This is a genomic window from Blastococcus goldschmidtiae, assembly GCF_031845325.1.
In the GTDB taxonomy this organism is placed as follows: Bacteria; Actinomycetota; Actinomycetes; order Mycobacteriales; family Geodermatophilaceae; genus Blastococcus; species Blastococcus goldschmidtiae.
The window spans coordinates 136,325-159,641 of record NZ_JAVREI010000004.1; the positions used below are offsets into that span (position 1 = coordinate 136,325).

At 72.9% G+C, this 23,317-nt stretch carries 25 protein-coding genes and 1 tRNA gene; 17 read left to right on the forward strand and 9 right to left on the reverse strand.

What is annotated here, in order from left to right:
* Entirely contained in the window at nucleotides 1–726 is a 726-nt protein-coding gene (locus RM425_RS08880) for a hypothetical protein (protein ID WP_311344832.1), read from the reverse strand.
* A 52-nt stretch (nucleotides 727–778) separates the two neighbouring features.
* Nucleotides 779–1,993 (reverse strand): CaiB/BaiF CoA transferase family protein, encoded by a 1,215-nt coding sequence (locus RM425_RS08885; RefSeq protein WP_311344833.1) that lies wholly within the window; start codon nucleotides 1,991–1,993, stop codon nucleotides 779–781.
* Between the two features lie 25 nt (nucleotides 1,994–2,018).
* Here RM425_RS08885 and RM425_RS08890 point away from each other — a divergent pair, with 25 nt between their 5' ends.
* From RM425_RS08890 to RM425_RS08925, 8 genes are all read left to right on the forward strand, one after another.
* Nucleotides 2,019–3,182 carry an acyl-CoA dehydrogenase family protein gene (locus RM425_RS08890; RefSeq protein WP_311344834.1) on the forward strand — a complete coding sequence of 388 codons (1,164 nt, stop codon included), beginning with the start codon at nucleotides 2,019–2,021 and terminating at the stop codon, nucleotides 3,180–3,182.
* Nucleotides 3,183–3,209: 27 nt separating this feature from the next.
* Nucleotides 3,210–3,974 (forward strand): SDR family NAD(P)-dependent oxidoreductase, encoded by a 765-nt coding sequence (locus RM425_RS08895; protein ID WP_311344835.1) that lies wholly within the window; start codon nucleotides 3,210–3,212, stop codon nucleotides 3,972–3,974.
* A 33-nt stretch (nucleotides 3,975–4,007) separates the two neighbouring features.
* Nucleotides 4,008–4,283, forward strand: a complete 276-nt coding sequence (locus tag RM425_RS08900) for an antibiotic biosynthesis monooxygenase family protein (protein ID WP_311344836.1) — start codon at nucleotides 4,008–4,010, stop codon at nucleotides 4,281–4,283.
* Nucleotides 4,284–4,326: 43 nt separating this feature from the next.
* On the forward strand, nucleotides 4,327–4,740 hold the full coding sequence (locus tag RM425_RS08905; RefSeq protein ID WP_311344837.1) for a rhodanese-like domain-containing protein: 414 nt from the start codon (nucleotides 4,327–4,329) through the stop codon (nucleotides 4,738–4,740).
* Nucleotides 4,741–4,786: 46 nt separating this feature from the next.
* Nucleotides 4,787–5,188 carry an HNH endonuclease gene (locus RM425_RS08910; protein ID WP_311344838.1) on the forward strand — a complete coding sequence of 134 codons (402 nt, stop codon included), beginning with the start codon at nucleotides 4,787–4,789 and terminating at the stop codon, nucleotides 5,186–5,188.
* A gap of 71 nt (nucleotides 5,189–5,259) precedes the next feature.
* On the forward strand, nucleotides 5,260–5,730 hold the full coding sequence (locus RM425_RS08915; RefSeq protein ID WP_311344839.1) for a hypothetical protein: 471 nt from the start codon (nucleotides 5,260–5,262) through the stop codon (nucleotides 5,728–5,730).
* Between the two features lie 86 nt (nucleotides 5,731–5,816).
* The gene (locus RM425_RS08920; protein ID WP_311344840.1) at nucleotides 5,817–7,220 is read left to right on the forward strand and encodes a glycine--tRNA ligase; all 1,404 of its coding nucleotides are present in this window, start codon (nucleotides 5,817–5,819) and stop codon (nucleotides 7,218–7,220) included.
* A 13-nt stretch (nucleotides 7,221–7,233) separates the two neighbouring features.
* On the forward strand, nucleotides 7,234–7,905 hold the full coding sequence (locus tag RM425_RS08925) for a class I SAM-dependent methyltransferase (RefSeq protein ID WP_311344841.1): 672 nt from the start codon (nucleotides 7,234–7,236) through the stop codon (nucleotides 7,903–7,905).
* Between the two features lie 31 nt (nucleotides 7,906–7,936).
* Here RM425_RS08925 and RM425_RS08930 read toward each other — a convergent pair whose 3' ends face one another.
* Both RM425_RS08930 and RM425_RS08935 read right to left on the reverse strand, forming a co-directional pair.
* Complete coding sequence (locus RM425_RS08930; protein WP_311344842.1) at nucleotides 7,937–8,569, reverse strand: class I SAM-dependent methyltransferase; 633 nt, start codon at nucleotides 8,567–8,569, stop codon at nucleotides 7,937–7,939.
* Between the two features lie 108 nt (nucleotides 8,570–8,677).
* On the reverse strand, nucleotides 8,678–9,760 hold the full coding sequence (locus RM425_RS08935; protein WP_311344843.1) for a type IV toxin-antitoxin system AbiEi family antitoxin domain-containing protein: 1,083 nt from the start codon (nucleotides 9,758–9,760) through the stop codon (nucleotides 8,678–8,680).
* 206 nt (nucleotides 9,761–9,966) lie between these two features.
* On the opposite strand from RM425_RS08935, the gene dusB reads away from it, so the two are divergent.
* The 3 genes from dusB (at nucleotide 9,967) to ppdK (ending at nucleotide 14,334) form a co-directional block, all read left to right on the forward strand.
* Nucleotides 9,967–11,127, forward strand: a complete 1,161-nt coding sequence (gene dusB, locus RM425_RS08940; protein WP_311344844.1) for a tRNA dihydrouridine synthase DusB — start codon at nucleotides 9,967–9,969, stop codon at nucleotides 11,125–11,127.
* Nucleotides 11,124–11,552: a hypothetical protein gene (locus tag RM425_RS08945; protein WP_311344845.1), complete on the forward strand. Its 429-nt coding sequence runs from the start codon at nucleotides 11,124–11,126 to the stop codon at nucleotides 11,550–11,552. The genes dusB and RM425_RS08945 overlap by 4 nt, the downstream gene beginning before the upstream one ends.
* Nucleotides 11,553–11,628: 76 nt before the next feature.
* On the forward strand, nucleotides 11,629–14,334 hold the full coding sequence (gene ppdK, locus RM425_RS08950) for a pyruvate, phosphate dikinase (RefSeq protein ID WP_311344846.1): 2,706 nt from the start codon (nucleotides 11,629–11,631) through the stop codon (nucleotides 14,332–14,334).
* Nucleotides 14,335–14,357: 23 nt separating this feature from the next.
* Here the strand turns inward: ppdK and RM425_RS08955 are convergent, their stop codons facing one another.
* Nucleotides 14,358–15,224: a metal ABC transporter substrate-binding protein gene (locus RM425_RS08955; protein ID WP_311344847.1), complete on the reverse strand. Its 867-nt coding sequence runs from the start codon at nucleotides 15,222–15,224 to the stop codon at nucleotides 14,358–14,360.
* Entirely contained in the window at nucleotides 15,221–16,528 is a 1,308-nt protein-coding gene (gene aztD / locus RM425_RS08960; RefSeq protein WP_311344848.1) for a zinc metallochaperone AztD, read from the reverse strand. Before aztD ends, RM425_RS08955 begins: the two co-directional genes overlap by 4 nt.
* 131 nt (nucleotides 16,529–16,659) lie before the next feature.
* Between aztD and RM425_RS08965 the strand changes: the two genes are divergently transcribed.
* From RM425_RS08965 to RM425_RS08980, 4 genes are read left to right on the forward strand one after another with little or no spacing between them, the layout of a single operon-like run.
* A complete protein-coding gene (locus RM425_RS08965; RefSeq protein WP_311344849.1) occupies nucleotides 16,660–17,289 on the forward strand; it encodes a YdcF family protein in 630 nt (209 codons plus the stop codon).
* A 6-nt stretch (nucleotides 17,290–17,295) separates the two neighbouring features.
* Nucleotides 17,296–17,808 carry a hypothetical protein gene (locus RM425_RS08970; protein WP_311344850.1) on the forward strand — a complete coding sequence of 171 codons (513 nt, stop codon included), beginning with the start codon at nucleotides 17,296–17,298 and terminating at the stop codon, nucleotides 17,806–17,808.
* Complete coding sequence (dnaG, locus tag RM425_RS08975; RefSeq protein WP_311344851.1) at nucleotides 17,808–19,688, forward strand: DNA primase; 1,881 nt, start codon at nucleotides 17,808–17,810, stop codon at nucleotides 19,686–19,688. Before RM425_RS08970 ends, dnaG begins: the two co-directional genes overlap by 1 nt.
* Nucleotides 19,685–20,239, forward strand: a complete 555-nt coding sequence (locus tag RM425_RS08980; RefSeq protein ID WP_311344852.1) for a hypothetical protein — start codon at nucleotides 19,685–19,687, stop codon at nucleotides 20,237–20,239. The genes dnaG and RM425_RS08980 overlap by 4 nt, the downstream gene beginning before the upstream one ends.
* Before the next feature lies 1 nt (nucleotide 20,240).
* On the opposite strand, the gene RM425_RS08985 is transcribed toward RM425_RS08980, so the two are convergent.
* Nucleotides 20,241–20,450 (reverse strand): hypothetical protein, encoded by a 210-nt coding sequence (locus RM425_RS08985; RefSeq protein WP_311344853.1) that lies wholly within the window; start codon nucleotides 20,448–20,450, stop codon nucleotides 20,241–20,243.
* A 144-nt stretch (nucleotides 20,451–20,594) separates the two neighbouring features.
* Between RM425_RS08985 and RM425_RS08990 the strand changes: the two genes are divergently transcribed.
* Both RM425_RS08990 and RM425_RS08995 read left to right on the forward strand, forming a co-directional pair.
* Nucleotides 20,595–20,667, forward strand: a tRNA-Asn gene (locus RM425_RS08990).
* 110 nt (nucleotides 20,668–20,777) lie between these two features.
* A complete protein-coding gene (locus tag RM425_RS08995; protein WP_311344854.1) occupies nucleotides 20,778–22,043 on the forward strand; it encodes a tyrosine-type recombinase/integrase in 1,266 nt (421 codons plus the stop codon).
* A 39-nt stretch (nucleotides 22,044–22,082) separates the two neighbouring features.
* On the opposite strand, the gene RM425_RS09000 is transcribed toward RM425_RS08995, so the two are convergent.
* A complete protein-coding gene (locus RM425_RS09000; protein WP_311344855.1) occupies nucleotides 22,083–22,286 on the reverse strand; it encodes a helix-turn-helix transcriptional regulator in 204 nt (67 codons plus the stop codon).
* A gap of 178 nt (nucleotides 22,287–22,464) precedes the next feature.
* On the reverse strand, nucleotides 22,465–23,316 hold the full coding sequence (locus tag RM425_RS09005; protein WP_311344856.1) for a cytochrome c biogenesis CcdA family protein: 852 nt from the start codon (nucleotides 23,314–23,316) through the stop codon (nucleotides 22,465–22,467).
* Between the last annotated feature and the right edge of the window lies 1 nt (nucleotide 23,317).

Consider the following 23,317-nt stretch of genomic DNA (forward strand, 5'->3'; position numbering starts at 1 on the left):
CTAGTCGTAGCGGTAGCCGCCCTCCGCGGCGGTGTCCAGGACGAAGCCGGGCCCGCCGAACTCCTGCGCAATCCGGTCGAGCGTCTCCTGCGGCGTGTCGGTCAGCATCGTGAGCCGGACGGTGTTGAGGTGCTCCTCCCGCTCCAGGATGGCGACGTGCGGCCGGATGGAGGGGTCCGAGACGACGACGTCGGCGAGCCGTGCCAGCAGCGAGTCCAGGTCGGCCAGGCTCACGGCGACCGGGGTGAGGACGAACTCCCGGCCCGCGGGCACGAGGGAACGCAGGCGCTGGATCGTCTCCTCGGACCAGGTCCCCGCCATCGCGAGGTGGATGACACCGCCCGCGGCCTGGTCGATCCAGATGCCGCCGAAGCCGTCGAGATCCTGCGCCGCTGTGTGGAGGGCGCCGACCGTCGCAGACCGTGCAGTGATGTCGGCCGCTTCGTCCGGTGTCAGCGGGATCCCGAGCCGGTCGGTGTTCGAGCTCCGGTCCGCGTCCACCGTCCGCACGTACGGCAGGTCCGATCGCAGCCCGAACTGCGCGCGCAGCTGGATCTCGTAGCTCTCCGCGTCGGTCGGCGGCGGCGCCGGGGAGGAGGCCCTCGGGGAAGGTGCGTCCTGGGGTTCGGCGTCCGCGGAAGGGGCGGCGGCCAGGGGGACGGCGATGGCGGCGAGCAGGAGCGCCGCCGCCGAGGAACCGACGTACCACCCGACGCGACGGCGCATGCCCGCAGCCTAGGGGCCGTAGCCGGTGACGGTCGAGATGCGAACGGGCTGCTCAGGTCGTCGGCGGCAAGCCCACGACGCCGCGATCGACCAGGTCGTCGATCGAGGCGTCGCCGTAGCCGAACTCCGACAGGACGGCGGCGGTGTGCTCGCCGAGTGCGGGTACGTCACCCATGGCCAGCTCCACGTCGGCGAAGGTCATCGGCGGCAGGATCGCGCGCACCGGCCCGACCGGGGTGCCGACCTCGCGCCACCGGTCGCGGGCGCTGAGCTGCGGGTGGTCGATGAGTCCCTGCATGTCGTTGAGCTGCGCCGCCGGCACTCCCGCCTCCGCCAACCGGGCGTCGAGGTCGGCCGTCGTCCACGTGCGGGTTTCGGCGGCGACCACCTCGTCGCACTCGGCCCGGTTCGCCACGCGCAGCACGTTGGTGCGCAGCCGGGGATGGTCCGCGAGCTCCGGGCGGCCGAACACCGTGGTCACCAGGTCCTGCCACCCCCGGTCGTTCTGCACCCCGATCAGGACCTGCCCGTCCCGGGTGGGATAGGCGTCGTAGGGCGCGATCGCCGCGTGGCTCAGCCCCATCCGCGGGACCTGCCGGCCGGCGTACATCTGCATGTACATCTGGTGCCCGAGCCACTCGGCGGTGGAGTCGAACATCGACACCTCGACGGTGGCGCCCTCACCGGTGCGCTCGCGGCGGAACAGCGCGGCCAGCACGGAGTTCGTGGCGTAGAGACCGGCGGCGATGTCCGACGCCGGCACGCCCGTCTTGGTGGCGGTCTCCGGCGTGCCGGTGACCGAGACCAGCCCGGTCTCGGCCTGGATCAGCATGTCGTAGGCCTTGCGGTCCCGCCGCGGCCCGTCGGCTCCGTAGCCGGACATGTTGACGACGACGAGCCGCGGGTCGGCCGCCCGCAGCGTCTCGCCGTCGAGCCCCAGCCGGGCGACTGCCCCGGGCGCGAGGTTCTGCAGGAAGACGTCGGCCCCCGCCACGAGGGCCCGCACCACCGCCACGCCGTCGGGGGACTTGAGGTCGAGGGCCACCGACTCCTTCCCGCGGTTGAGCCACACGAAGTGCGAGGCCATCCCGTGCACGGCGCCGTCGTAGTGGCGGGCGAAGTCGCCCTCGCCCACCCGCTCGATCTTCAGCACCCGGGCACCGAGGTCGGCGAGGTGGCGGGTGGCCAGCGGGGCGGCCACGGCCTGCTCCAGCGCCACCACGGTGATCCCGGCCAGGGGGAGGGACGGGGGTGTGACGGCGGTCATGGCCGCACAACATAGTGTCCGCGCCATGAGCAGCCTGACGCCGGACGAGCAGGACATGGTCGCTCTGGTCGCACGCTTCGTCGACCAGCGGGTGAAGCCGCGCGTCCGGGAGTTCGAGTCGGTCGACGAGTACCCCGAGGACTTCATCGAGGAGATGAAGAGCCTCGGCTTCTTCGGCCTCCTCGTGCCGGCCGAGCACGGCGGGGCCGACGTCAGCGCGGCCTGCTTCGCCCGCGTCACCGAGGAGCTCGCCCGCGGCTGGATGAGCCTGGCCGGCGCCATCGGGGGCCACTCGGTCATCAGCTACCTGATCCGCACGTTCGGCACCGACGACCAGCAGCGGACCTACCTGCCCGCGATGGCCGAGGGCCGGGTGCGCGCGACCATGGCGCTCACTGAGCCCTCCGGAGGCAGCGACCTGCAGGGCATGCGCACCCACGCCGCAGCCGACGGCGACGACCTCGTCATCACCGGCTCCAAGACCTGGATCTCCAACGCCCAGCACTCCGGTCTCGTCGGCCTGCTGTGCAAGACCGACCGCGCCGCCGAGCCGGCCCACACCGGCATGAGCGTGCTGCTGGTCGAGCCAGGGGAGGGCCTGACCGTCTCCGGCAAGATCCCCAAGCTCGGCTACCGCGGCGTCGAGGCGTGCGAGCTCTCCTTCGACGCGATGCGGGTGCCTGCGTCCGCCGTACTGGGCGGCGTCCCGGGCCAGGGCTGGACGCACATGATGCGCGGCCTGGAGGTCGGGCGGATCCAGGTCGCGGCCCGGGCGGTGGGAGTGGCGCAGGCAGCGCTCGACGCCGCCCTGGCCTACGCGCAGGACCGCGAGACCTTCGGCAAGCCGATCTGGCAGCACCAGTCGGTGGGCAACCTGCTCGCCGACATGGCGACGAAGACGCGCGCGGCGCGGCTGATGACCCTCGACGCCGCCGCGGTGCTCGACAGCGGCGAGCGCGCCGACCTCGAGGCCGGCATGGCCAAGCTGTTCGCCTCCGAGACGGCGATGCAGGTGGCGCTGGACGCCATGCGGGTGCACGGCGGCTACGGGTTCTCCCGCGAGTACGACGTCGAGCGCTACTTCCGCGACGCCCCGCTGATGATCCTCGGCGAGGGCACCAACGAGGTGCAGCGCAACGTCATCGCCGCCCAGCTCGTCGCCCGCGACCGCACCCGCGAACGGATCTGACCACCCCACGAGAGGACGTCCCGACCCATGCAGCTCACCGGCCTCACGACCGCCGTCACCGGCGGCGCCTCGGGTCTCGGCCTGGCCACCGCCCAGCGGCTCGTCGCCGCCGGCGGCCGGGTGACGATCATCGACCTGCCCGGCTCGGCGGGGGAGCAGGTCGCCGCCGACCTGGGCGACGCCGCCCGGTTCGCCCCCGCCGACGTCACCGACAGCGAGCAGTTCGCCGCCGCTCTGGACGCCGCGGGCGAGGGCGGCCCGCTGCGCGGCCTCGTGCACTGCGCGGGCGCCGGCCGCCGGCTGCGCGTGCTCGACAAGGACGGCGAGCCGGGGTCGCTGGAGGACTTCGAGTGGGTGATGAAGCTCAACGTGACCGGCTCGTTCAACGCGCTGCGGCTGGGCGCCGCGCGCATGGCGCGCAACGAGGCCGAGGACGGCGAGCGCGGCGCGATCGTGCTGACGGCCTCGGTGGCGGCCTTCGAGGGCCAGATCGGGCAGCTGCCCTACACCGCGTCCAAGGCGGCCATCGTCGGCATGACCCTCAACGCCGCCCGCGACCTGGCGAGCAAGGCGATCCGCGTGTGCACCATCGCGCCCGGGATCATGGACACCCCGCTGCTGGCACGCCTGCGCGACGACGTCCGCGCGTCCCTGGAGGCCTCGGTGCCCAACCCGCCCCGGCTGGGCAACACCGCGGAGTTCGCCCTGCTGGCCGCCCAGATCCTGGAGAACGGCTACCTCAACGGCGAGACCATCCGGCTCGACGGCGCCATCCGGATGGCGCCGCGCTGACCGGCGCGACGCCTCGACGACGGGAGACGACGGATGTTCGCGGTGACGCGCCTCCGGGCGACAGGAGAGGACGGCGCAGCGCTGGAGGCAGCGGTCGGGCCGTTGCTGGAGGCGCTCGGGGCCATGCCCGGTTTCCGGAGCGGCGACTTCGGCCGGGCGGCCGACGACCCGACGCTGTGGGCGCTGGTGACCCGGTGGGACGGCGTCGGGGCGTACCGCCGCGGGCTCTCGGCCGCGGCGGTGAAGATCGCGGGGGCGCCGGTGTGGATGCACGCCGTCGACGAACCCGGGGTCTACGTGACGGAGTGACGTCGGCGGGCGGGCCGGTGCACGCGCTGGCAGGCTCGTCCGCGTGACGTCGCTGGTGCACGGGGGGATCGACGCGGTGCTCGCCACCAGCCGGGAGGGCGTCCGCAGGCTGACCCCCGTGGAGCTGCGCGCGGCCGCGGCCCGGGGCGCGCTGGTGGTGGACACGCGGACCGAGGCGCAGCGCCGTCGGCAGGGCGAGCTGCCAGGCGCCGTCGTCATCGACCGGACCGTGCTGGAGTGGCGCCTGGACCCTGCCGGTGACCACCGCATCCCCGAGGCCACCGGCCCCGAGCTGGAGGTCGTCGTCGTGTGCCGGCAGGGGTACAGCTCCAGCCTGGCCGCGGCGTCGCTGCGGGCGATCGGCCTGCACCGGGCCACCGACCTCGCGGGCGGGGTGGAGGCGTGGATCGCGGCCGGCCTCCCCATGGCGGCGGGCCCGGCCGACGTGCGGGAGTGACGCGGCGCTCCCACGTGCGGCACCCGTCAGCGCCTACGGTCGGCCGGTGGTCAGCCGCACCCGCACCGCCCGGTACGCCCGCCGGCGCAAGCGCCGCATGGACGCCGTCGAGCACGACCTGAGCCCCGCGCAGTGGGCCCTGCTGCAGGAAGCATGGGGCGGCTGCGCCTACTGCGGTGCGACCGGCGTCCCGCTGCAGCGCGACTGCGTGCTCGCCCTGTCCCGGGGCGGCCGGTACACGCTGGAGAACATCGTCCCCGCCTGCGGGTCCTGCAACGCCAGCAAGTGCAACGACGAGGTCACCGGCTGGCTGCGCCGCAAGCGGCTGGACGAGCGGGCCTTCCTGGTGCGGCACGCCGAGGTCCGCATGCTGCTGGCCCAGCAGTTCACCGACGACGACAGCGGCGTGGACGCCGACGAGCTGGAGCCCGCGGGCGGGGAGGCGTAGCGCGCGCCGGGGCGGGCATCCAGCACCGGAGCTCCCGCCGCCGGCGGGCCGCGGACCGCCCGGAGGCACCCATGACCGATCGGCCGCTCGACGGGCCGCCGGCGCCCGACGACCGCACCCGCGACATCACGCTGCCGCCGCTGCCCGACCGCCCACCGCCGGCGCTGCCCGCGGAGTGGGCGGGCCACCGCACGGCCGTCGACCCTCCGACGACCGTGGTGCCGGGGCTCACTCGACCACCGGTCGCACCGACCGGCACCCCACCCGCGGAGGACCCCGCCGTCGAGGAACCCGATCCGGCCGAGGTCGAGGCGCGGCTGCTGGCCGGCCGGCGCACCGACGAGCTGGCGGCGCCGGCCGCTGCGGCGGTCCGGCAACGGACGCTGGCCTTCACCTCGCCGGAGATGCGCCACCGGCCCATCGAGCCGGTGCAGGTGGGGGCGAAGCCGCGCCGATGGCCCTGGGTGGTTCTCACCCTGCTGCCGATCCTGGTGATCGTCGCCTCCACGGTGGCCTGGCTGATCCTGCTGCGGGGGAGCTGAGCGCACCGCGGGCGGAGGCGTCCACCGCGGCACAACTACCGTGGACAGGTCAACCGCCGACCGCCAGCCGGATGGAGCCTCTCGCCGTGAGCGACAGCACCGCCAAGCACGACCCCGCCCGCCTCGACAAGGTCGTGAACCTCTGCAAGCGACGGGGGTTCGTCTTCCCGTCCGGGGAGATCTACGGCGGCACCCGCTCCGCGTGGGACTACGGCCCCCTGGGCGTCGAGCTCAAGGAGAACATCAAGAAGCAGTGGTGGCGCACCGTCGTCCAGAGCCGCGACGACATCGTCGGCCTGGACTCCTCGGTCATCCTGCCCCGCCAGACCTGGATCGCCTCCGGGCACGTCGGCGTCTTCACCGACCCGCTGACCGAGTGCCAGAGCTGCCACAAGCGCTTCCGGGCCGACCACCTGGAGGAGGCCTTCGAGGAGAAGAAGGGCCGGGCGCCGGAGAACGGCCTGGCCGACATCTCCTGCCCGAACTGCGGCACGAAGGGCGCGTGGACCGAGCCGCGGGACTTCAACATGATGCTCAAGACCTACCTCGGCCCGGTCGAGGACGAGTCGGGCCTGCACTACCTGCGCCCGGAGACCGCGCAGGGCATCTTCGTGAACTTCGCCAACGTGATGGGCGCCGCGCGCAAGAAGCCGCCGTTCGGCATCGGCCAGATCGGCAAGTCCTTCCGCAACGAGATCACCCCGGGCAACTTCATCTTCCGCACGCGCGAGTTCGAGCAGATGGAGATGGAGTTCTTCGTCGAGCCGGGCAGCGACGAGGAGTGGCACCAGTACTGGATCGACGAGCGCACCCGCTGGTACACCGACCTGGGCATCGCCCCGGAGAACCTGCGGCACTACGAGCACGCGAAGGAGAAGCTGTCGCACTACTCGAAGCGCACCGTCGACATCGAGTACCGCTTCGGCTTCCAGGGCTCGGAGTGGGGTGAGCTGGAGGGCATCGCCAACCGCACCGACTTCGACCTGAAGACGCACACCGAGCACTCCGGCACCGACCTGTCCTACTTCGATCAGGCCAGCAACACGCGCTGGACGCCCTACGTCATCGAGCCCGCGGCCGGCCTGACCCGCTCGCTGATGGCCTTCCTCATCGAGGCCTACACCGAGGACGAGGCGCCCAACGCCAAGGGCGGCGTCGACACCCGCACGGTGCTCACGCTCGACCCGCGGCTGGCGCCGGTGAAGGCCGCCGTCCTCCCGCTGTCGCGCAACGCCGACCTCTCGCCCAAGGCGAAGGACCTCGCCACCGCGCTGCGGCGGAACTGGAACGTCGACTTCGACGACGCCGGCGCCATCGGCCGCCGGTACCGCCGGCAGGACGAGGTCGGGACGCCGTTCTGCATCACCGTCGACTTCGACACCCTCGAGGACCAGGCCGTGACCATCCGCGAGCGGGACTCCATGAGCCAGGAGCGGGTCGGCCTGGACCAGGTCGAGTCCTACCTGGCCGCCCGCCTCGTCGGCAGCTGAGGCGCTGGCACCGGTGCTGGTCACCTCGCGGTCGTTCGAGGAGTACGAGGCCTTCTTCGCGCTGACCTCCGAAGACCTCGCCGGTGCCGTCCTCGACTGCTCGGCGGGCGCCTCCGGATTCGCTGCTGTGGCGAATGCCCGGGGCGGCCGGGTGACCGCCGTGGACCCGGCCTACGACCAGGAGGCCGAGCGACTGGGTGCGGCCGCCAGCGACGCCGCGACCCGGGGCAGGACGATCCTCGCCGAGCACCGGGACCACTACGTCTGGTCCTGGTACGGGACGCTGGAGCGTCACGATGAGCTGCGCCAGGCGGCCCTCGCGGCGTTCCTCGCGGATCTGCGGCTGCACCCCGACACCTACGTGCCGGGCAGCCTCCCGGACCTGCCGTTCGCCGACGACGCCTTCGACCTGGCGCTGTGCTCCCACCTCCTGTTCACCTGGTCGAACGTGTTCGACCATGCCTGGCACGAGGCTGCTCTGCGCGAGCTGCTGCGGGTGGCACGCGAGGTCCGGGTGTTCCCGCTGGTCGTCCAGGGCGCGGGAGATGCGGTCCCCTTCATGTCCTCGGTCCTGGACCGCCTGCGGGACCTCGGGCATCAGGCCGAGGTGGTCGACGTGCCGTACGAGTTCCAGCGTGGCGCCCACCAGATGCTGACCGTCGCAGCGGCCCGCACCTCGGCATGACCGACGGCGCTGCCACCGCTCTGGACGGACGTCAGGCCGGCTTCTGCCAGACCAGCAGGTAGCGCCAGAACAGCAGCCGCCGCACCCGGGCGCCTGGTAGCAGGTCGGCTGCCTGCGCCTGCACCTGACGGGTGGTCAGCCGGCCGTCGGCTACGGGCATCGCGTCGTGGCTGTCCTCGTGCCGGAAGAGGTCGGCACCGGTCACCGGGCGCAGGCCGCTGAAGGCGAGCCCGAGGGAGTGGTGGCCGATCGCCGCTGCCAGCTCCACGGGCAGGTCACGGGGCAGGTCGCCGGCGGGGAGGGCCAGCGCGGCGAGCACGCCCCCCGGTCGCAGCCAGCCGGCCATGCGGGGCAGCGCCTGGTCCAGGGGCAGGTGGTGGAGCACCGCCGAGCTGAGGACGGCGTCGTAGGTGGTGGCGGGCAGGTCGACGGTCAGGGCGTCGGCGACCTGCAGGGTCAGGTTGGGCGGGGCTCCCTCGCGTGCCGCGTCGATCATCTCCGCCGACCGGTCGAAGGCGTCGACGTGCGGGACCGTCGCGGCGAGGCGGCGGGCGAGCGTGCCGGCGCCGCAGCCGACGTCCAGCACCCGCTGGGCCCCGGCGGGCACCTGTCGCAAGATCAGGCGGTGGTACCAGCTGTTGTGGTCCCAGTCGGTGACGCCCATGCGGGGGAGGCTGCCAGACGGGCGACGTCACGTCCGCTCTCCGGCGTTCCCCCGCGCGGCCCGGCGTACCGCCGCGCCGTGCCGCGGCGGAACGTCGATCCGGGTGGTTCAACCTCGGTCACGGATGCCCACCTCGTCGTCGGTGTGGCTCAGCCACCCCTCGTCCCCGGCCGTTCCCCCTCGCCACCGGCCCTCGGCGCGTGGCACCGCGACGAACGCCCGTTCCCGTGGGCCCTCCGTCGCCAACTGGCGACGCACGACCTGCTCCAGTCGAACCCTCCGGGCTGGTGACAGGTCCTCGGCGGCGACCCGGACGAAGCGGACGCCCAGCGAACGCAGCAGGTCCTCGTCCCGCTTCTCCCGCCACAGCTCCTCCTCCGGGGTCCGGCCGTAGCCAGGTCGCCGGTACTTGACGCGGCCGTCGAACTCCACGGCCAGTGCGGCGTCGGAGTACCAGCCGTCGGCGACCTTGACGAGCCTGTCCTCGGCCCAGAGCTCGACCTGCGGCACGAAGGGCGGCAGGCCGAGGGCGCCGAAGGTCAGCCGCCCGCAGGTCTCCAGCCACGACTCCGCCCGGCCGTCGGCCAGCGCCACTGCACGTACCGACCGCGGGATCCCGGGCACGCTCGCCTGCCGGGCCAGGACCTGCTCGAGTTCCGGCCGCGTGGTCAGCCGCCGGAGCAACGCGGCGTCGACGGCGGCGACCGCGTGGATCTCCGGCCACGTGCGGGCCAGGTCGACCACGGTGCGGGCGGCCGTCGTCACCCGGTAGGCGCCCCGCACGGTCACCTCGTCACCGGGAAGCCGGGCCTGGGCCATGGACCAGCCCCGCCCGCGGCGCCACCGGTGCGCATCGGTGAGCTCCACGATGCGCGGCTCCGGCCCCGGCAGCGGAAGTCCCCAGATCCACGCCGCCGTCGCTCCGCCGAAGACGGCCGACGGGCGGTCGAGGACCGCCGCGACCGCCAGGGCGTCGAGGCCCGGGCGCCGGCCGGTCCGCTCGACCTCGGCCAGGTCGGCGGCGCTGACGAAGACGCCGGGCCGGAGCCGCACCCAAGCACCGGAGCGCACCGCGGTCGCGACCTCCCGGTGGCTCACCCCGCCGGCGGTGAGATCCGCGGTGGTGAAGATCCCGAGTCGGCGGCGGGCGGGTTCGGCGACGGCCAGTGGTGCGGTGGGGGCGGTGCTCACAGCTCGACGGTCCATCCCCTCGACCGGCCCGAGAGACAGCCGGCCGGATCTGTGGACATGCCGCGCGCCTGGGGACGGCGAGGTGCAGCCGCCTCGCCGGACGCTCCGCCGCAGCACAGCGCGGTGGGACGTCGATGCGAGCGGCGGCACGGCGCGGATCGCACGCGCGCCCGGGGTGGCGCAGCTCGCCGCCTACGCTGGGTGCCGTGACAACCACCCTCGAGCCGACGACGACGGCGCTCCCGCCGCTGCGGCTCGGGGCGCTCACCGTCGACCCCGCCGTCGTGCTCGCGCCGATGGCCGGCATCACCAACCCGGCGTTCCGGACGCTGTGCCGGGAGTTCGGCGCCGGCCTCTACGTCTGCGAGATGATCACCACGCGCGCGCTGGTCGAGCGCAACGAGAAGACGCTGCGGATGATCCGCGCGACCGCCGACGAGAAGGACGCGTTCTCCATCCAGCTCTACGGCGTCGACCCGGCGACCGTCGGCCGGGCGGTGCAGATGCTGGTCGACGAGGGCGTCGCCGGCACCCGACCGGCGCACATCGACCTGAACTTCGGTTGCCCGGTGCCCAAGGTGACCCGCAAGGGCGGCGGCTCCGCGCTGCCGTGGCACCGCGTCCTGCTGCGGAACATCGTCCGCGAGGCCGTGCGCGCGGCGAAGGACGTCCCGGTCACCATCAAGACCCGGATCGGCATCGACGCCGACCACGTCACCTACCTCGACGCCGGGCGGATCGCCCAGGACGAGGGCGCCGCCGCGATCACGCTGCACGGACGCACCGCCGACCAGCTCTACAGCGGGACGGCCGACTGGGCGCCGATCGCGCGGCTGGTGGAGGCCGTGGACATCCCGGTGCTGGGCAACGGCGACATCTGGGAGGCCGACGACGCGCTGCGCATGGTCGCCGAGACCGGCTGCGCTGGTGTGGTCATCGGCCGGGGCTGCCTGGGCCGGCCGTGGCTGTTCGGCGACCTGGCCGCCGCCTTCGCGGGCGAGTCCCGCCGGGCGCTGCCGACCATGGCCGAGGTGGCCGCGATCATGCACCGGCACGCCGGCCTCCTGGCCGAGGAGCACGGCGAACGCCACGGCTGCAGCGACTTCCGCAAGCACGTCGCCTGGTACCTCAAGGGCTTCTCGGTGGGGTCCGACGTGCGGCGGGCGCTGGCCATGGTCAGCGGTCCCGACGAGCTGGCCGAGCTGCTCGCGCGCATCCCGGACCAGCCCTATCCGACCGCCGTCCTCGGCGCCCCCCGCGGCCGCACCACCCCGCCGCGCCCGGTCGCCCTGCCCGAGGGCTGGCTGTCCGACCGGGACGACCCCCGCCCTCCGGTGGGCGCAGAACTGGAGACGAGCGGCGGATGACGAGCGGTCCCTTCCTCTACGACGACGACCCGGCCCCCCTGCACACCGGAGCCCCTCAGCGGTCGGGCAAGTGGCTGGTGCTGATCTTCGGCGGCACGGTGCTCGCCGCCGTGCTCGTGGTGTTCCTCGGCGTCCTGATCCGCGGCTCGGGCAGCGAGCAGGCGACCGAGGTGACCGGCGTCTTCCTGACCGCCCTCGCCGCGGACGACACCGAGACGGCGCACGCCCTTCTCTGTGCGGACGAGCGGGCGCGGCTCGAGCCCGGCGAGGTGGCCGGCGAGTACCTCGGCGAGGGCGATCCGGAGCTGGGCGAGGTGCGCAGGGACGGGGACGTGCGCCTGGTACCGGTGCGGTGGGACGACGGGACGACGTCCGAGCTGACGGTCATCGGGGAGGACGGCCTCCGGGTCTGCGGCACCGACTGATCCGGCCGTCGCCGCTCCAGTACGGCACGATCCCCTCCAAGCGGTAGCGAGCTGTCGAACGCGGAGGTACGGCGCGATGACCAGCAGGGCCACGTGGGTCTACGACTTCAGCGAGGGCAACAAGGAGCAGAAGGACCTGCTCGGCGGCAAGGGAGCCAACCTCGCCGAGATGACCAACCTGGGGCTGCCGGTGCCGCCGGGCTTCACCATCACCACCGACGCGTGCCGCTACTACCTGGAGCACGGCGGCACCCCCGAGGAGCTCGACGCCCAGGTCACCGAGCACCTGACGGCGCTCGAGAAGGCCATGGGCAAGTCGCTGGGCGATCCTGACGACCCGCTGCTGGTCTCGGTGCGCTCGGGTGCGGCCGCGTCGATGCCCGGGATGATGGAGACGGTGCTCAACGTCGGCCTCAACGACGAGTCGGTGCGGGGCCTCGCCGCGCAGGCGGGCAGCGAGCGGTTCGCCTGGGACTCCTACCGCCGGCTGATCCAGATGTTCGGCAAGACCGTCCTCGGCATCGACGGCGAGCTGTTCGACGACGCCTTCGACGAGGTGAAGCGGGAGCAGGGCACCGAGTCCGATCTCGACCTGGACGCCGAGCACCTGAGCGACGTCGTCGCCCGGTTCAAGACGATCGTGCGCGAGCAGTGCGACCGCGACTTCCCGATGGACCCGCGCGAGCAGATGGACCTGGCGATCAACGCCGTCTTCGACTCGTGGAACTCCGACCGTGCGGTCATCTACCGCCGGCGCGAGCGCATCCCCAGCGACGCCGGCACCGCGGTCAACGTCTGCGCCATGGTCTTCGGCAACCTGGGCATGGACTCGGGCACCGGCGTCGCCTTCACCCGCGACCCCGGCAGCGGTGCGCAGGGCGTGTACGGCGACTACCTGCAGAACGCCCAGGGCGAGGACGTGGTCGCCGGCATCCGGAACACCGTGCCGCTGGTCGACCTGCAGGGCATCGACCGCGGTGCCTACGACCAGCTCATGGGCATCATGAGCCGGCTCGAGGGCCACTACCGCGACCTGTGCGACATCGAGTTCACCGTCGAGCGCAACAGGCTGTGGATGCTGCAGACCCGCGTCGGCAAGCGCACCGCGGCCGCCGCATTCGTGATCGCCACCCAGCTGGTCGACGAGGGCCTCATCGACATGGACGAGGCGGTCCGCCGGGTGACCGGGGACCAGCTGGCCCAGCTGATGTTCCCCCGCTTCGTCTCCGGCGGGGACGCCACGCAGCTCACCCAGGGCATGAACGCCTCCCCGGGCGCGGCCGTCGGGCGGGCCGTCTTCTCCTCGGAGGAGGCCGTGCGGTGGGCCGACCGGGGCGAGGACGTCGTCCTGGTCCGCCGGGAGACCAACCCGGACGACCTCTCCGGGATGATCGCCGCCCAGGGCGTGCTGACCAGCCGGGGGGGCAAGACCTCGCACGCGGCGGTGGTGGCCCGCGGCATGGGCAAGACGTGCGTGTGCGGCGCCGAGGAGCTCCGGGTCGACACCAAGGGGAGGAAGTTCACCGCACCCGACGGGACCGTCGTGGACGAGGGCGACGTCATCTCCATCGACGGGTCCACCGGGCGCGTGTGGCTGGGCGAGGTCCCGGTGGAGCCGTCGTCGGTCGTCCGCTACTTCGAGGGCGAGATCGACCCGGCCGCCGAGGACACCGACGACATCGTGCGCAGCGTGCACCGCATCCTCACGCACGCCGACGAGCAGCGGCGGCTCGACGTCCGCACGAATGCCGACACCCCCGAGGACTCCGCCCGCGCCCGGCGCTTCGGCGCCCAGGGCATCGGCCTGTGCCGCACCGAGCACATGTTCCTGGGCAGCGATCGCCGGAAGCTCGTCGAGAAGCTGATCCTGGCCGACGGCGACGAGGACCGGCAGAGCGCCCTGGACGCCCTGGAGCCGCTGCAGAGGCAGGACTTCCTGGAGATCTTCGAGGCGATGGACGGGCTGCCGGTGACCGTACGGCTGCTCGATCCGCCGCTGCACGAGTTCCTGCCCGACCTCACCGAGCTCTCCGTGCGCGTCGCGCTGGCCGAGGAGCGGGGGGAGCCCGACGAGGGCAACCTGCGGCTGCTGGCCGCCGTCCGTGGCATGCACGAGTCCAACCCGATGCTGGGGTTGCGCGGGGTGCGGCTGGGCCTGGTCGTCCCGGGCCTGTTCGCCATGCAGGTGCGGGCGATCGCCGAGGCGGCCTGCGAGCGCAAGCTCGCCGGGGGAGACCCGCGGCCGGAGATCATGATCCCGCTCGTGGGCGCCGTCCAGGAGCTGGAGGCGATCCGCGAGGAGACCCAGCGGGTGCTCGCCGAGGTCTGCGAGAGCTGCGGCATCGACGTGCAGCCGCTGATCGGCACCATGATCGAGGTGCCCCGGGCGGCCCTGACGGCGGGGGAGATCGCCGGCTCCGCGGAGTTCTTCTCCTTCGGCACCAACGACCTCACCCAGATGACGTGGGGCTTCTCGCGGGACGACGTCGAGGCGGCGTTCTTCCACCAGTACCTGGACAAGGGGATCTTCGGCATCTCGCCGTTCGAGTCGCTGGACCGCGACGGCGTCGGCCGGCTGGTGCAGATCGCGGCCGAGGCGGGCCGGTCCGCCCGCCCGGACCTGAAGCTGGGGATCTGCGGCGAGCACGGTGGAGACCCCGACTCGGTGCACTTCTTCCACGAGGTGGGCCTGGACTACGTGTCCTGCTCCCCGTTCCGGGTGCCGGTGGCCCGGCTGGAGGCCGGCCGGGCGGCCCTGGGCGGGGACCGCGCCGGCTCCTGATCGAGCCGGCGCGGCCTCTCGCGTCACCCGCAGACGAGTCCCCGGCGCAGCGCGGCCAGGTTCGCCACCATCAGCTCGGGATAGGTCTCGTCGTCGGCCACCCGCTCGATCGGGTGCAGCACGTCCGAGCCGAGGTCGAGCTCGGAGGCGAGCGTCTCCGCCACCCCGAGTCCGGCCGCGGCCTCGAAGAAGATCGTGCGGGCCCCGGACTTCCGCACGTCGTCGGCCACCTGGCGGAGCCGGGCCGGCGAGACCTCGACGTGCGGGTCGAGGCCGGCCACCCCGACCTGCTCGAGCCCGTACCGGTCGGCGAGGTAGCCGAACGCCTCGTGGGAGGCGAGCAGCGTCGCCCCCCGGCATGCGGCGAGCTCCTCGGCGTACTGCTCGTCGAGCCGCTCCAGCGTGGCCTGCAGTCGCTCGGCGCCGTCGGCGTACTCGGCCGCGTGCTCGGGGTCGACCGCCGCGAACTCGCCGGCCACGTCGTCGGCGAGGTCGGCCATCCGCATCGGGTCGAGCCAGAAGTGCGGATCGGCCCCGTGATCGGCCAGCGGTGCTGCGTCCACCAGGTGCTCGGGGTCCTGCTGGGCGACGACGTCGTCGACCGACGCCTGGAGGGCACCGGACAGGTGGACCACGACGTCGGCCGCGGTGAGCGTCGTGACGTCACGCGGGGACAGCTCCAGCCCGTGGCTGTCCCCGCCGGCCGGGGTGAGGTTCGTGACCGCCACCAGGTCGCCGCCGACCTCCGCTGCGACGTACTCCAGCGGGTAGGAGGTGGCGACGACCGCCAGCCGGCCGTCGTCGGTGGCGGCCTGTCCCGAGCCGCACGCGGCGAGCCCGCAGACGAGGCAGCCCGCGACCGCCGCGCCGAGGGATCCGGCCCGGGTCACTCGTCGTGCTCGTCGTCGTGCTCGCCCTCGTGCTCGTGCTCGGCGTGCTCCTCGACGTCGCCGCTGACGCCTGCCAGCTCGTTGGGCGTCACGTCCAGGTCGGCGCTCTTCCAGACCTCGCCCCCCTCGATGTCGACGGCGTGGATCTGCCGGGTGGCCGGCTCGGTCACGTAGGCCATGCCGTCGACGACGACGACCTGCGGGTGCGGGTCCTGCCAGTTGTCCGACTCCTCCCACGGGGCGGTGACGGCGATCGACCGGGTGACCGTGCCGGAGCCGACGTCGATGACCTGCAGGGCGCCGTCGTAGGTGAGGACCAGGCCCTCGCCGTCGGGTCCGCGGTCGAACGACTGGTACCAGTACGGCGCCGGGAGGTCGACCAGGCGCAGCGACGCGGTGGTGGTGTCGATGAGCGCGACGGTGCTCGACCGGTCGTCCTCGCTGCGCTCGTAGTCGCCGAGCACGATCGGCGAGTCCGCGGTGCCGAACTGGTTGCCGATGCGGCCGTACTCGTCGGGACTGTCGATCTTGGTCAGCTCGCCGCCGCGGTACAGCACGGCGCCGTCCTGGCAGCCGATCACGATCGCCTCGTCGGCGGCCACGGTCTCGCCGTGCACGTTCGGGCAGTCGTCGCGGGCGGCGATCTCGGTTCCGGCGGCGTCCAGGATGCGGACGCCGCTGCGCGACTCCTCGTCGCCGTCGGAGACCAGCACGGAGCCGTCCGCCAGCTCGACGGCGACGCCGTGGTGCGCCTCCGGCGTCGAGAACTCGAGCAGCTCCCGGTCGGGGTCGGCGATCTCGGCGCTGTCGAACGCGGTCACGTCGCCGGTGCCGTCGTCGAAGAGCACGGTCCGGCCCGCATGGGCGACCACGTGCCCGGGCTTCTCGGCCGGGAACAGCATGTCCGTGAGCTGCGGATCGGCCGTGTAGTAGTGGTCGTGGTCGCCGTGCGGCTCGGCCCAGGCGCCGCCGTCGAGCAGCCGGAATCCGCCCTGGGTCGAGACGAGGAAGTGCCGGCCGTCCCCGGCGGGATTGAGCCGGTTGAAGCCGGCCAGCGATTCGTCGGCGAGCACCTCGAGCGTCGTGGCGTCGAGGACCTGGATCCCGCCGTCGTAGGTGAGTGCCAGCCGCGGGGCGCCGGCCCCGACCTCGGCCGGCTCGGAGGCGGGAGCCGCCTCGGTCGTCGGTGCGGCGCCGGCGTCGTCGCCGTCGGCGTCGGCCGACGCGCAGCCGGCGGCCAGCACGAGGGGCAGCGCCGCGGCCAGCGCGACGGCCCGGAGGGCGGGGGAGGGGCGGATGGGCATGGGTGCTCCAGGTGGTCGGCGGTGGATCGCTGCCACCCTAGCCATAACGAGAACCATTACCAATAAAAGGGTTCAGCGACGTCCCTCCCCAGGGGCGTCGCGTCGTCGGTCCCGCGTGGTACCCATGACACGTGGGGGTGCGGTTGCGGAGCCTGATGGCGCGGGTGATGGCTGCCGCCGTGCTCGCGTCCCTGCTGCTCGTCGCGGCGACCGCGCTGGCGATCTGGTGGACCGCGCGGCAGGACGCCCGGCCGCCGTCCGACGCGATCGTGGTGCTGGGCTCGGCGCAGTACAACGGCGTGCCCTCGTCGATCTTCGAGGCGCGGTTGGAGCACGCGCTCGCCCTCTACGACGCCGGCGTCGCTCCGGTGATCGTGACCGTCGGGGGCAAGGCGGCCGGTGACGCGTTCACCGAGGCCGAGGCCGGCCGCGACTACCTGGCCGCCGGTGGCATCCCCGCCGATGCGCTGCTCGCCGTCCCCGAGGGCGTGGACACCCTGCAGAGCATGCGGGTGGTCTCGGACGCCTTCGCGGAGCGCGGGTGGTCCACCGCCGTCCTGGTGACCGACCCCTGGCACGCCATGCGTGCCGAGCGCATGGCCGAGGACGCGGGCATCTCCGCCGAGAGCTCGCCCACCCGCCAGGGTCCGGCGGTGCAGACCCGGGTCACGCAATTCCGGTACATCCTGCGGGAGACGGCGGCCTACCTGCTCTACCGGGCAACGGGCGAGTCCGTCGCCGGGGCTCCCGGGATCGGCTGAGGAGACATGGTGCTCGAACTGGGCAAGGCCGGGACCGCCGGCGCCGGCAGGGGCGTGATCCCGGTGCTGGCCTACGGCGGGCTCGTCGCCACCCTCCAGGCGGCCAACTGGAAGGAGCAGGCCACGGCCGTCGTCGGCGACCGCCAGTGGTCGTTCAGCAAGCGCACGGGCGAGCTGACGGGCCGCTGGGCGCTCGACCCCGAGGACTCCGCCCGGCTGCGTGCACGACAGGCCTCGTACTGGAAGGGGACGTGGGTCGCCGACCTCGACGGCACGGTCGTCGAGGTGGAGACGCTGTCCTACTGGCACGGCACCCACCGCTTCCTCTCGGGCGGGCAGCAGGTCGCGCACAGCGGCTCGACCGGTGGCTGGTCGCCGCGGCCCACGCTGACCGCCACGCCGCAGCTGCCCCTGGACCACCAGGTCTTCCTGCTCTGGCTGGAGCTGGTCATCAGCCGGCGCAACACCGCCGTGATGACCGGGGCGGTCGGGGTCGCGGTCATCGGGGGCAGCTCCTGATGGCCGGCCGGGGACGCATCCGGGCCGCGGACATCGCGCTGGTCCGCGAGCGCTCGCGGATCGACGAGATCGTGGGCGAGCACCTGCAGCTCAAGAACGCCGGCGGCGGCAGCATGAAGGGGCTGTGTCCGTTCCACGACGAGAAGTCGCCGTCCTTCCAGGTCACGCCCAGCCGGGGGCTCTACCACTGCTTCGGTTGCGGGGTGGGTGGTGACGTCATCTCCTTCATCCAGCAGATCGACCACCTCGCCTTCTCCGAGGCCGTGGAGCTGCTGGCCAACCGGGCCAACATCGAGCTCAAGTACGAGGACGACGGCGGGCGGCCCACGGCGGGCCCCGACCGCGCCTCGGTGGGCCAGCGCGCGCGGCTGGTCGCGGCCAACGCCGCCGCGGCCACCTTCTTCGCCGAGCAGCTGCGCACCCCGGACGCCGCACCGGCCCGCCAGTTCCTGGCCGAGCGCGGCTTCGACCGGCAGGTGGCACTGGACTTCGGCTGCGGGTTCGCCCCGGGCGGCTGGGACGCCCTGACCCGGCACCTACGCGGCGCCGGCTTCACCCAGAGCGAGCTGGTCACCGCCGGGCTGGCGAAGGAGTCGTCCCGCGGCACCCTGATCGACCGCTTCCACCGCCGGCTGGTGTGGCCCATCCGCGACATCACCGGCGACGTCATCGGTTTCGGCGCCCGCAAGCTCATGGACGACGACCCCGGCCCCAAGTACCTGAACACCCCGGAGACGCCGCTCTACAAGAAGAGCACCGTGCTCTACGGCATCGAGCGGGCCAAGCGCGACATCGCCAAGCGCCACCAGGCCGTCGTCGTCGAGGGCTACACCGACGTCATGGCCTGCCACCTGGCCGGCGTCACCACCGCGGTCGCCTCGTGCGGCACGGCCTTCGGCGGTGAGCACATCAGCGTGCTGCGCCGGCTGCTCATGGACCAGGACGAGTTCCGCGGCGAGGTGGTCTACACCTTCGACGGGGACGCCGCGGGGCAGGCCGCCGCGATGAAGACGTTCAAGGAGGACCAGCGCTTCGTCGCCCAGACCTTCGTCGCCGTCGAGTCCGAGGGGCGCGACCCGTGCGAGCTGCGCCAGGAGCAGGGGGACGCCGCGGTGCGCGACCTCATCGCGCGGCGCTCGCCGCTGATCGAGTTCGTGCTCAAGACGACGTTGGCCGACTACGACCTGGACACCGTCGAGGGCCGCGTCGCCGCGCTGGAGAAGACCGCTCCGCTGCTGGCCCAGATCAAGGACCACGCGTTGCGGCCGGCCTACGCCCGCCGGCTGGCCTCACTCATCGGCGACACCGACGAGACCGACGTGCTGGCGCGGGTGCGCCGGCACACCGGAGAGGGTCAGGCACCCGCGCGCGGGCGGCCGCGGACGCCGCAGCGCACGCCGGACGACGCCGCGATCGCGATCGAGCGCGAGGCGGTCAAGGCCGCCCTCCAGGTGCCCGAGCTCGCCGGTCCGGCCTTCGACGCCGTGCCGTCGACGGCCTACACCGACCCGGACTACGCCGCGGTGGCCGCCGCCGTCGCCGGGGCCGGGGGAGCAGCCGGCGCCACCGTGACCGGCCCCGCCTGGCTGGACCTGGTGGCCGAGCAGTGCGACCGGGACACCGCGCGGGCGCAGCTGACCGCTCTGGCCGTCGAGCCGCTGCGCTCCACCGGCGAGGCCGACGCGGGCTACGTGACCGCGGTGATGGCCCGGCTGCAGGAGATGGCCACCGTGCGGGAGGTCTCCGCGCTGAAGGGGCGGCTGCAGCGGATGAACCCGGTGGACAGCGGCGACGAGTACATGAAGGCCTTCAAGCAGCTGATGGACCTCGAGCAGCTGGCCATCTCGCTGCGCAAGCGTGCGATCGGCGGTCTGGGATGAGCCTGCTCGACGAGCTGCGGCGGCGGTTCGCCCGGCCACCCGAGGCTGTGCGTGCGGCGCTGGACGCCGATGAGCAGGCGCTGGCGTGGGGCCGGCTCGCCCGCGACGAGGGGTGGCTGGTGGCCACTCCCCGTGGTCTGCGCACGCTGGGGGCCGACGGCGGGCTCGGCGAGCCGCTGCCGTGGCACGAGATCGGCTCGGCGACGTGGTCGTCGACCGGCCAGACGGGCGGCACGTTCACCGTCACCCCGTTGGCCGAGGTGGAGCCAGGAGTGCAGGCGCGCCTCCCGGTGCTGCGGCACGTGCTCACCGACGCCGGAGACCTGCCCGCGATCGTGCGCCGGCGGGTGGACCAGACCGTGGTCGCCAGCCAGCGCTCACCGCTGCCGGGCAGGGGAGGGGTGCTGCTGGTGGCGCGGCGGATCCCCGGTCAGGCCGAGCGCGAGTGGACCGTCGTGTTCGACGACGACGCCGACCGCGCCGATCCGGTCGCGCGCGAGGTGGCCCGGCAGAAGCTGGCCGACCTCGTGGCGGCGGACCAGCCCGAATGACTCAGCGGGGCGCGTCGGTGCCCATGCGGGCGCGCAGCGAGGAGAGGGCGTCGTCGGCCCGCGCCTGCGCCATGCCCGCCAGGCTCTGCAGGCGCGGGTCGTCCTTCGCGCGGTCCCAGCCCTGGCGGATCTGCTCGTAGCGCTCGCGTCCGGCCCGAGAGCCGAGCACGTAACCGGCACCGAATCCGGCCAGGAACGACAACTTCGCCACGGGTACCTCCAGGACAACGGGAGCGGAACAGACGATGACGCTACCTGTGAGCATCGTCGCCTTCGGACACGGCCGAGGGGGGCGAGGTCGGCCCCGACCGTTGCGGTAGTCTCGTCGGCGCCAGCGGGTGCTCGCGCCCGCTCGTCCCCCGTAGCTCAATTGGCAGAGCATGCGACTGTTAATCGCAGGGTTACTGGTTCAAGTCCAGTCGGGGGAGCAGATCAAGCCCCTGACCAGCAGAGACGCTGGTCAGGAGCTTTCCTGTTGTCTCAGTCAGATGGGTCAGGCACTCTTAAGGCACTCTTTACTTGGTGTCGGAGGTGCCTGGTGGGCCGTCCCCCGCTGCCGCTGGGCACCAGCGGCAAGGTCCTGTTCGCCACGCTGCCTAACGGCCGGGTCAAAGCTCGGGTCAAGTTCCGCGACTACGACGGCAGGGTCCGATTGGTCTCCAAGGTGGGGCCTTCGCGCGCCGCCGCCGAACGGGCACTGAAAGCTGAGTGCACCAGCCGCCAGGCGCCCGGCGGCGTCGGCGCGATCACTGCCGCAACGCGAATGGCCACGCTGGCCGAGGCGTGGATCGAGGCCGACCACGGCTGGTCGACCGGAACGCAGCGCACCTACCGCTCGGTGGTCAACAAGCAGGTCAAGCCGGCCTTCGGCCAGCTCTGCATCCGCGAGGTGACGTCCGGCGTGGTCAGCCGAGCGCTGGCCGCCATCGCCAAGAGCAGCGGACCGGGGGCGGCCAAGACAGCGCGGGCGTGCCTTTCCGGGATGTTCGCGCTGGCGATCCAGGACGGCGCCGTCGCGGTCAATCCGGTCCGCGACGCCACCGCCAAGATCAGTACCGGCAAGCGAGCGCCGCGCGCACTGACTGCGGCAGAGACCGGACGACTCGTCGAGCTGTTCCGGACGAGCGACCGCGCGACCGAGCTCGACCTGCCCGATGTCGTCGACTGGATGCTTGCCACCGGCTGCCGGATCGGCGAAGCGCTGGCTCTGCGGCACGGAATCAACGGCGACGGCAAGCCGATCCTCGATCTCGTGGCCGGGACCTGGGAAGTGAATGCCACCGTGGTCCGCGTGCCAGGCGCGGGGCTGGCAGTCCAGCCGCGGCCGAAGACCACCGCCGGCTGGCGAATCATCGCGCTGCCCGAGTTCGCCGTCCGGATGCTGGAGGACCGGCGAGCGAGTTCACGCCGGCAGACGGACGCGCAGGTCGTCTTCCCGCCGCCGCTGACCGGCACGCTGCGGGATCCGTCGAACGTCTCGGGAGACCTCCGCCAGTTGCTCGACTCCTTCGAGTGCGCGACCTGCGGGGGAACGGGGTATCAGCTCGACGAGGACGGCTCCTTCAGGGCCGGAGCTGGCGGGCGACGCATCCGCTGTGATGAGGGGCCGTGGTCGTGGGTCACCTCGCACACCTTCCGCAAGACCGTCGCCACACGCCTCGACGAGGCCGGCCTCAGCCCACGCCAGGTGGCCGATCAGTTGGGCCACGCCAACCCGTCGATGACGCTCGACGTCTACTTCGGCCGACAGGTCGTCAGCGCCGAGGCGGCACGGGTGCTGAACCGATGGGCTGCACCGCAGTAATTGCTGGCACGGCGGCGGGGCGGCGTTCACTTCCGCCGCTCACCCCGCTCGTTCAGCCCGCCCTGCCTCTGCCTGCTCATGGAGCCACGCGGTCACGTCAGCGCGCCGGTAGAGCACGCGACGTCCCACACGGAAGCTGTGCGGGCCGGTGCCGAGGTGCCGCCAGTACCTCAGCGTGGAGACGGGCGAGCGCATGATCAGGGCAACCTCGGCCGTGGTCAGCAGGTCATCGGCGTTGTCCATGACGAACCTCTCTGGTCTCGTGACGCCGCCCGGGGGAGGCCCTGCATCGCAAGGTAGGGCGAGGTATGGACAGCTCCTCTGCCAGACATCCAAGCGGGAGATCCCAGCCGTGCTCCGGCGCGTTCCTGAGTTTCACTTTGGCTCTGATGCCGGCAGTCACGGGGCACATTTCTCGTTCTCAGACCACGGAGGAGCCGAGGCCGGTGGTGGCCAGCCAGGAGCGCAGCCACATCATCACTGCGTCCCACAGCCCCGTGACCAGTAGCAAGCCCAGAACCAGGAGCAGGACACCGCCCACTCGCATGACCGTTGGGGCGTGGCGGCGGGCGAAGGTGGAGAAGGTCAAGGCCCGACGGGCGCCGAGGGCAACCAGCAGGAACGGGATGCCCAACCCCAGGCAGTACGCCAGGCCGAGCACGGCGCCGCGGCCCGCGGACGCCTGGCTGTAGGCCAGCGAGTTCACCGCGGAGAGCGTCGGGCCCAGGCACGGCGTCCAGCCCAGCCCGAAGACGATCCCCAGCACCGGTGCGCCGGCCAGGCCGGCGGGCGGGCGCCGGTGGATGCGCCGCTCCCGCTGCAGCCAGGGCAGTGCACCGAGGAAGGCCAGGCCCATGACGATGGTGACCACGCCCATGACCCGGCTGAGCACGGGTGCCCACTCCAACAGCAGCCGCCCGAGGCCGCCGAACAGTGCTCCGAAGGACACGAACACCAGGCTGAAGCCGACGACGAACAGCAGGGCGCCGGCCAGTACCCGGCGCCGGTCACTGCGTGATGGTGCCGCCGTGGCAGGCGCGGTGGTCACGGCGGTCCCGTCCACCGATGGCGGCGGAGTGGCCGGTTGCCCGGCCGCCGGCACGGCGGCCGTTGCTCCAGTGAGGCCGGCGACGTAGCCCAGGTAGCCCGGGACCAACGGAAGCACGCACGGCGAGGCGAAGCTGATCAATCCGACCAGGGCGGCCACGGCCATCGCGAGCAGCAGGGAACCGTCGGTGACGATGTCGGCGAATGTCGCGCCGAGGTCGCTCACG

What these genes read in the sequence shown, in the direction of transcription:
- RM425_RS09000 (WP_311344855.1), bottom strand. Translation starts at nt 22,286, where the DNA reads ATGGACAACGCCGATGACCTGCTGACCACGGCCGAGGTTGCCCTGATC.
- RM425_RS08895 (WP_311344835.1), top strand. Translation starts at nt 3,210, where the DNA reads ATGCAGCTCACCGGCCTCACGACCGCCGTCACCGGCGGCGCCTCGGGT.
- RM425_RS08880 (WP_311344832.1), bottom strand. Translation starts at nt 726, where the DNA reads ATGCGCCGTCGCGTCGGGTGGTACGTCGGTTCCTCGGCGGCGGCGCTC.
- RM425_RS08885 (WP_311344833.1), bottom strand. Translation starts at nt 1,993, where the DNA reads ATGACCGCCGTCACACCCCCGTCCCTCCCCCTGGCCGGGATCACCGTG.
- dnaG (WP_311344851.1), top strand. Translation starts at nt 17,808, where the DNA reads ATGGCCGGCCGGGGACGCATCCGGGCCGCGGACATCGCGCTGGTCCGC.
- RM425_RS08900 (WP_311344836.1), top strand. Translation starts at nt 4,008, where the DNA reads ATGTTCGCGGTGACGCGCCTCCGGGCGACAGGAGAGGACGGCGCAGCG.
- RM425_RS08890 (WP_311344834.1), top strand. Translation starts at nt 2,019, where the DNA reads ATGAGCAGCCTGACGCCGGACGAGCAGGACATGGTCGCTCTGGTCGCA.
- RM425_RS08970 (WP_311344850.1), top strand. Translation starts at nt 17,296, where the DNA reads ATGGTGCTCGAACTGGGCAAGGCCGGGACCGCCGGCGCCGGCAGGGGC.
- RM425_RS08980 (WP_311344852.1), top strand. Translation starts at nt 19,685, where the DNA reads ATGAGCCTGCTCGACGAGCTGCGGCGGCGGTTCGCCCGGCCACCCGAG.
- RM425_RS08915 (WP_311344839.1), top strand. Translation starts at nt 5,260, where the DNA reads ATGACCGATCGGCCGCTCGACGGGCCGCCGGCGCCCGACGACCGCACC.
- ppdK (WP_311344846.1), top strand. Translation starts at nt 11,629, where the DNA reads ATGACCAGCAGGGCCACGTGGGTCTACGACTTCAGCGAGGGCAACAAG.
- RM425_RS08945 (WP_311344845.1), top strand. Translation starts at nt 11,124, where the DNA reads ATGACGAGCGGTCCCTTCCTCTACGACGACGACCCGGCCCCCCTGCAC.
- aztD (WP_311344848.1), bottom strand. Translation starts at nt 16,528, where the DNA reads ATGCCCATCCGCCCCTCCCCCGCCCTCCGGGCCGTCGCGCTGGCCGCG.
- RM425_RS08930 (WP_311344842.1), bottom strand. Translation starts at nt 8,569, where the DNA reads ATGGGCGTCACCGACTGGGACCACAACAGCTGGTACCACCGCCTGATC.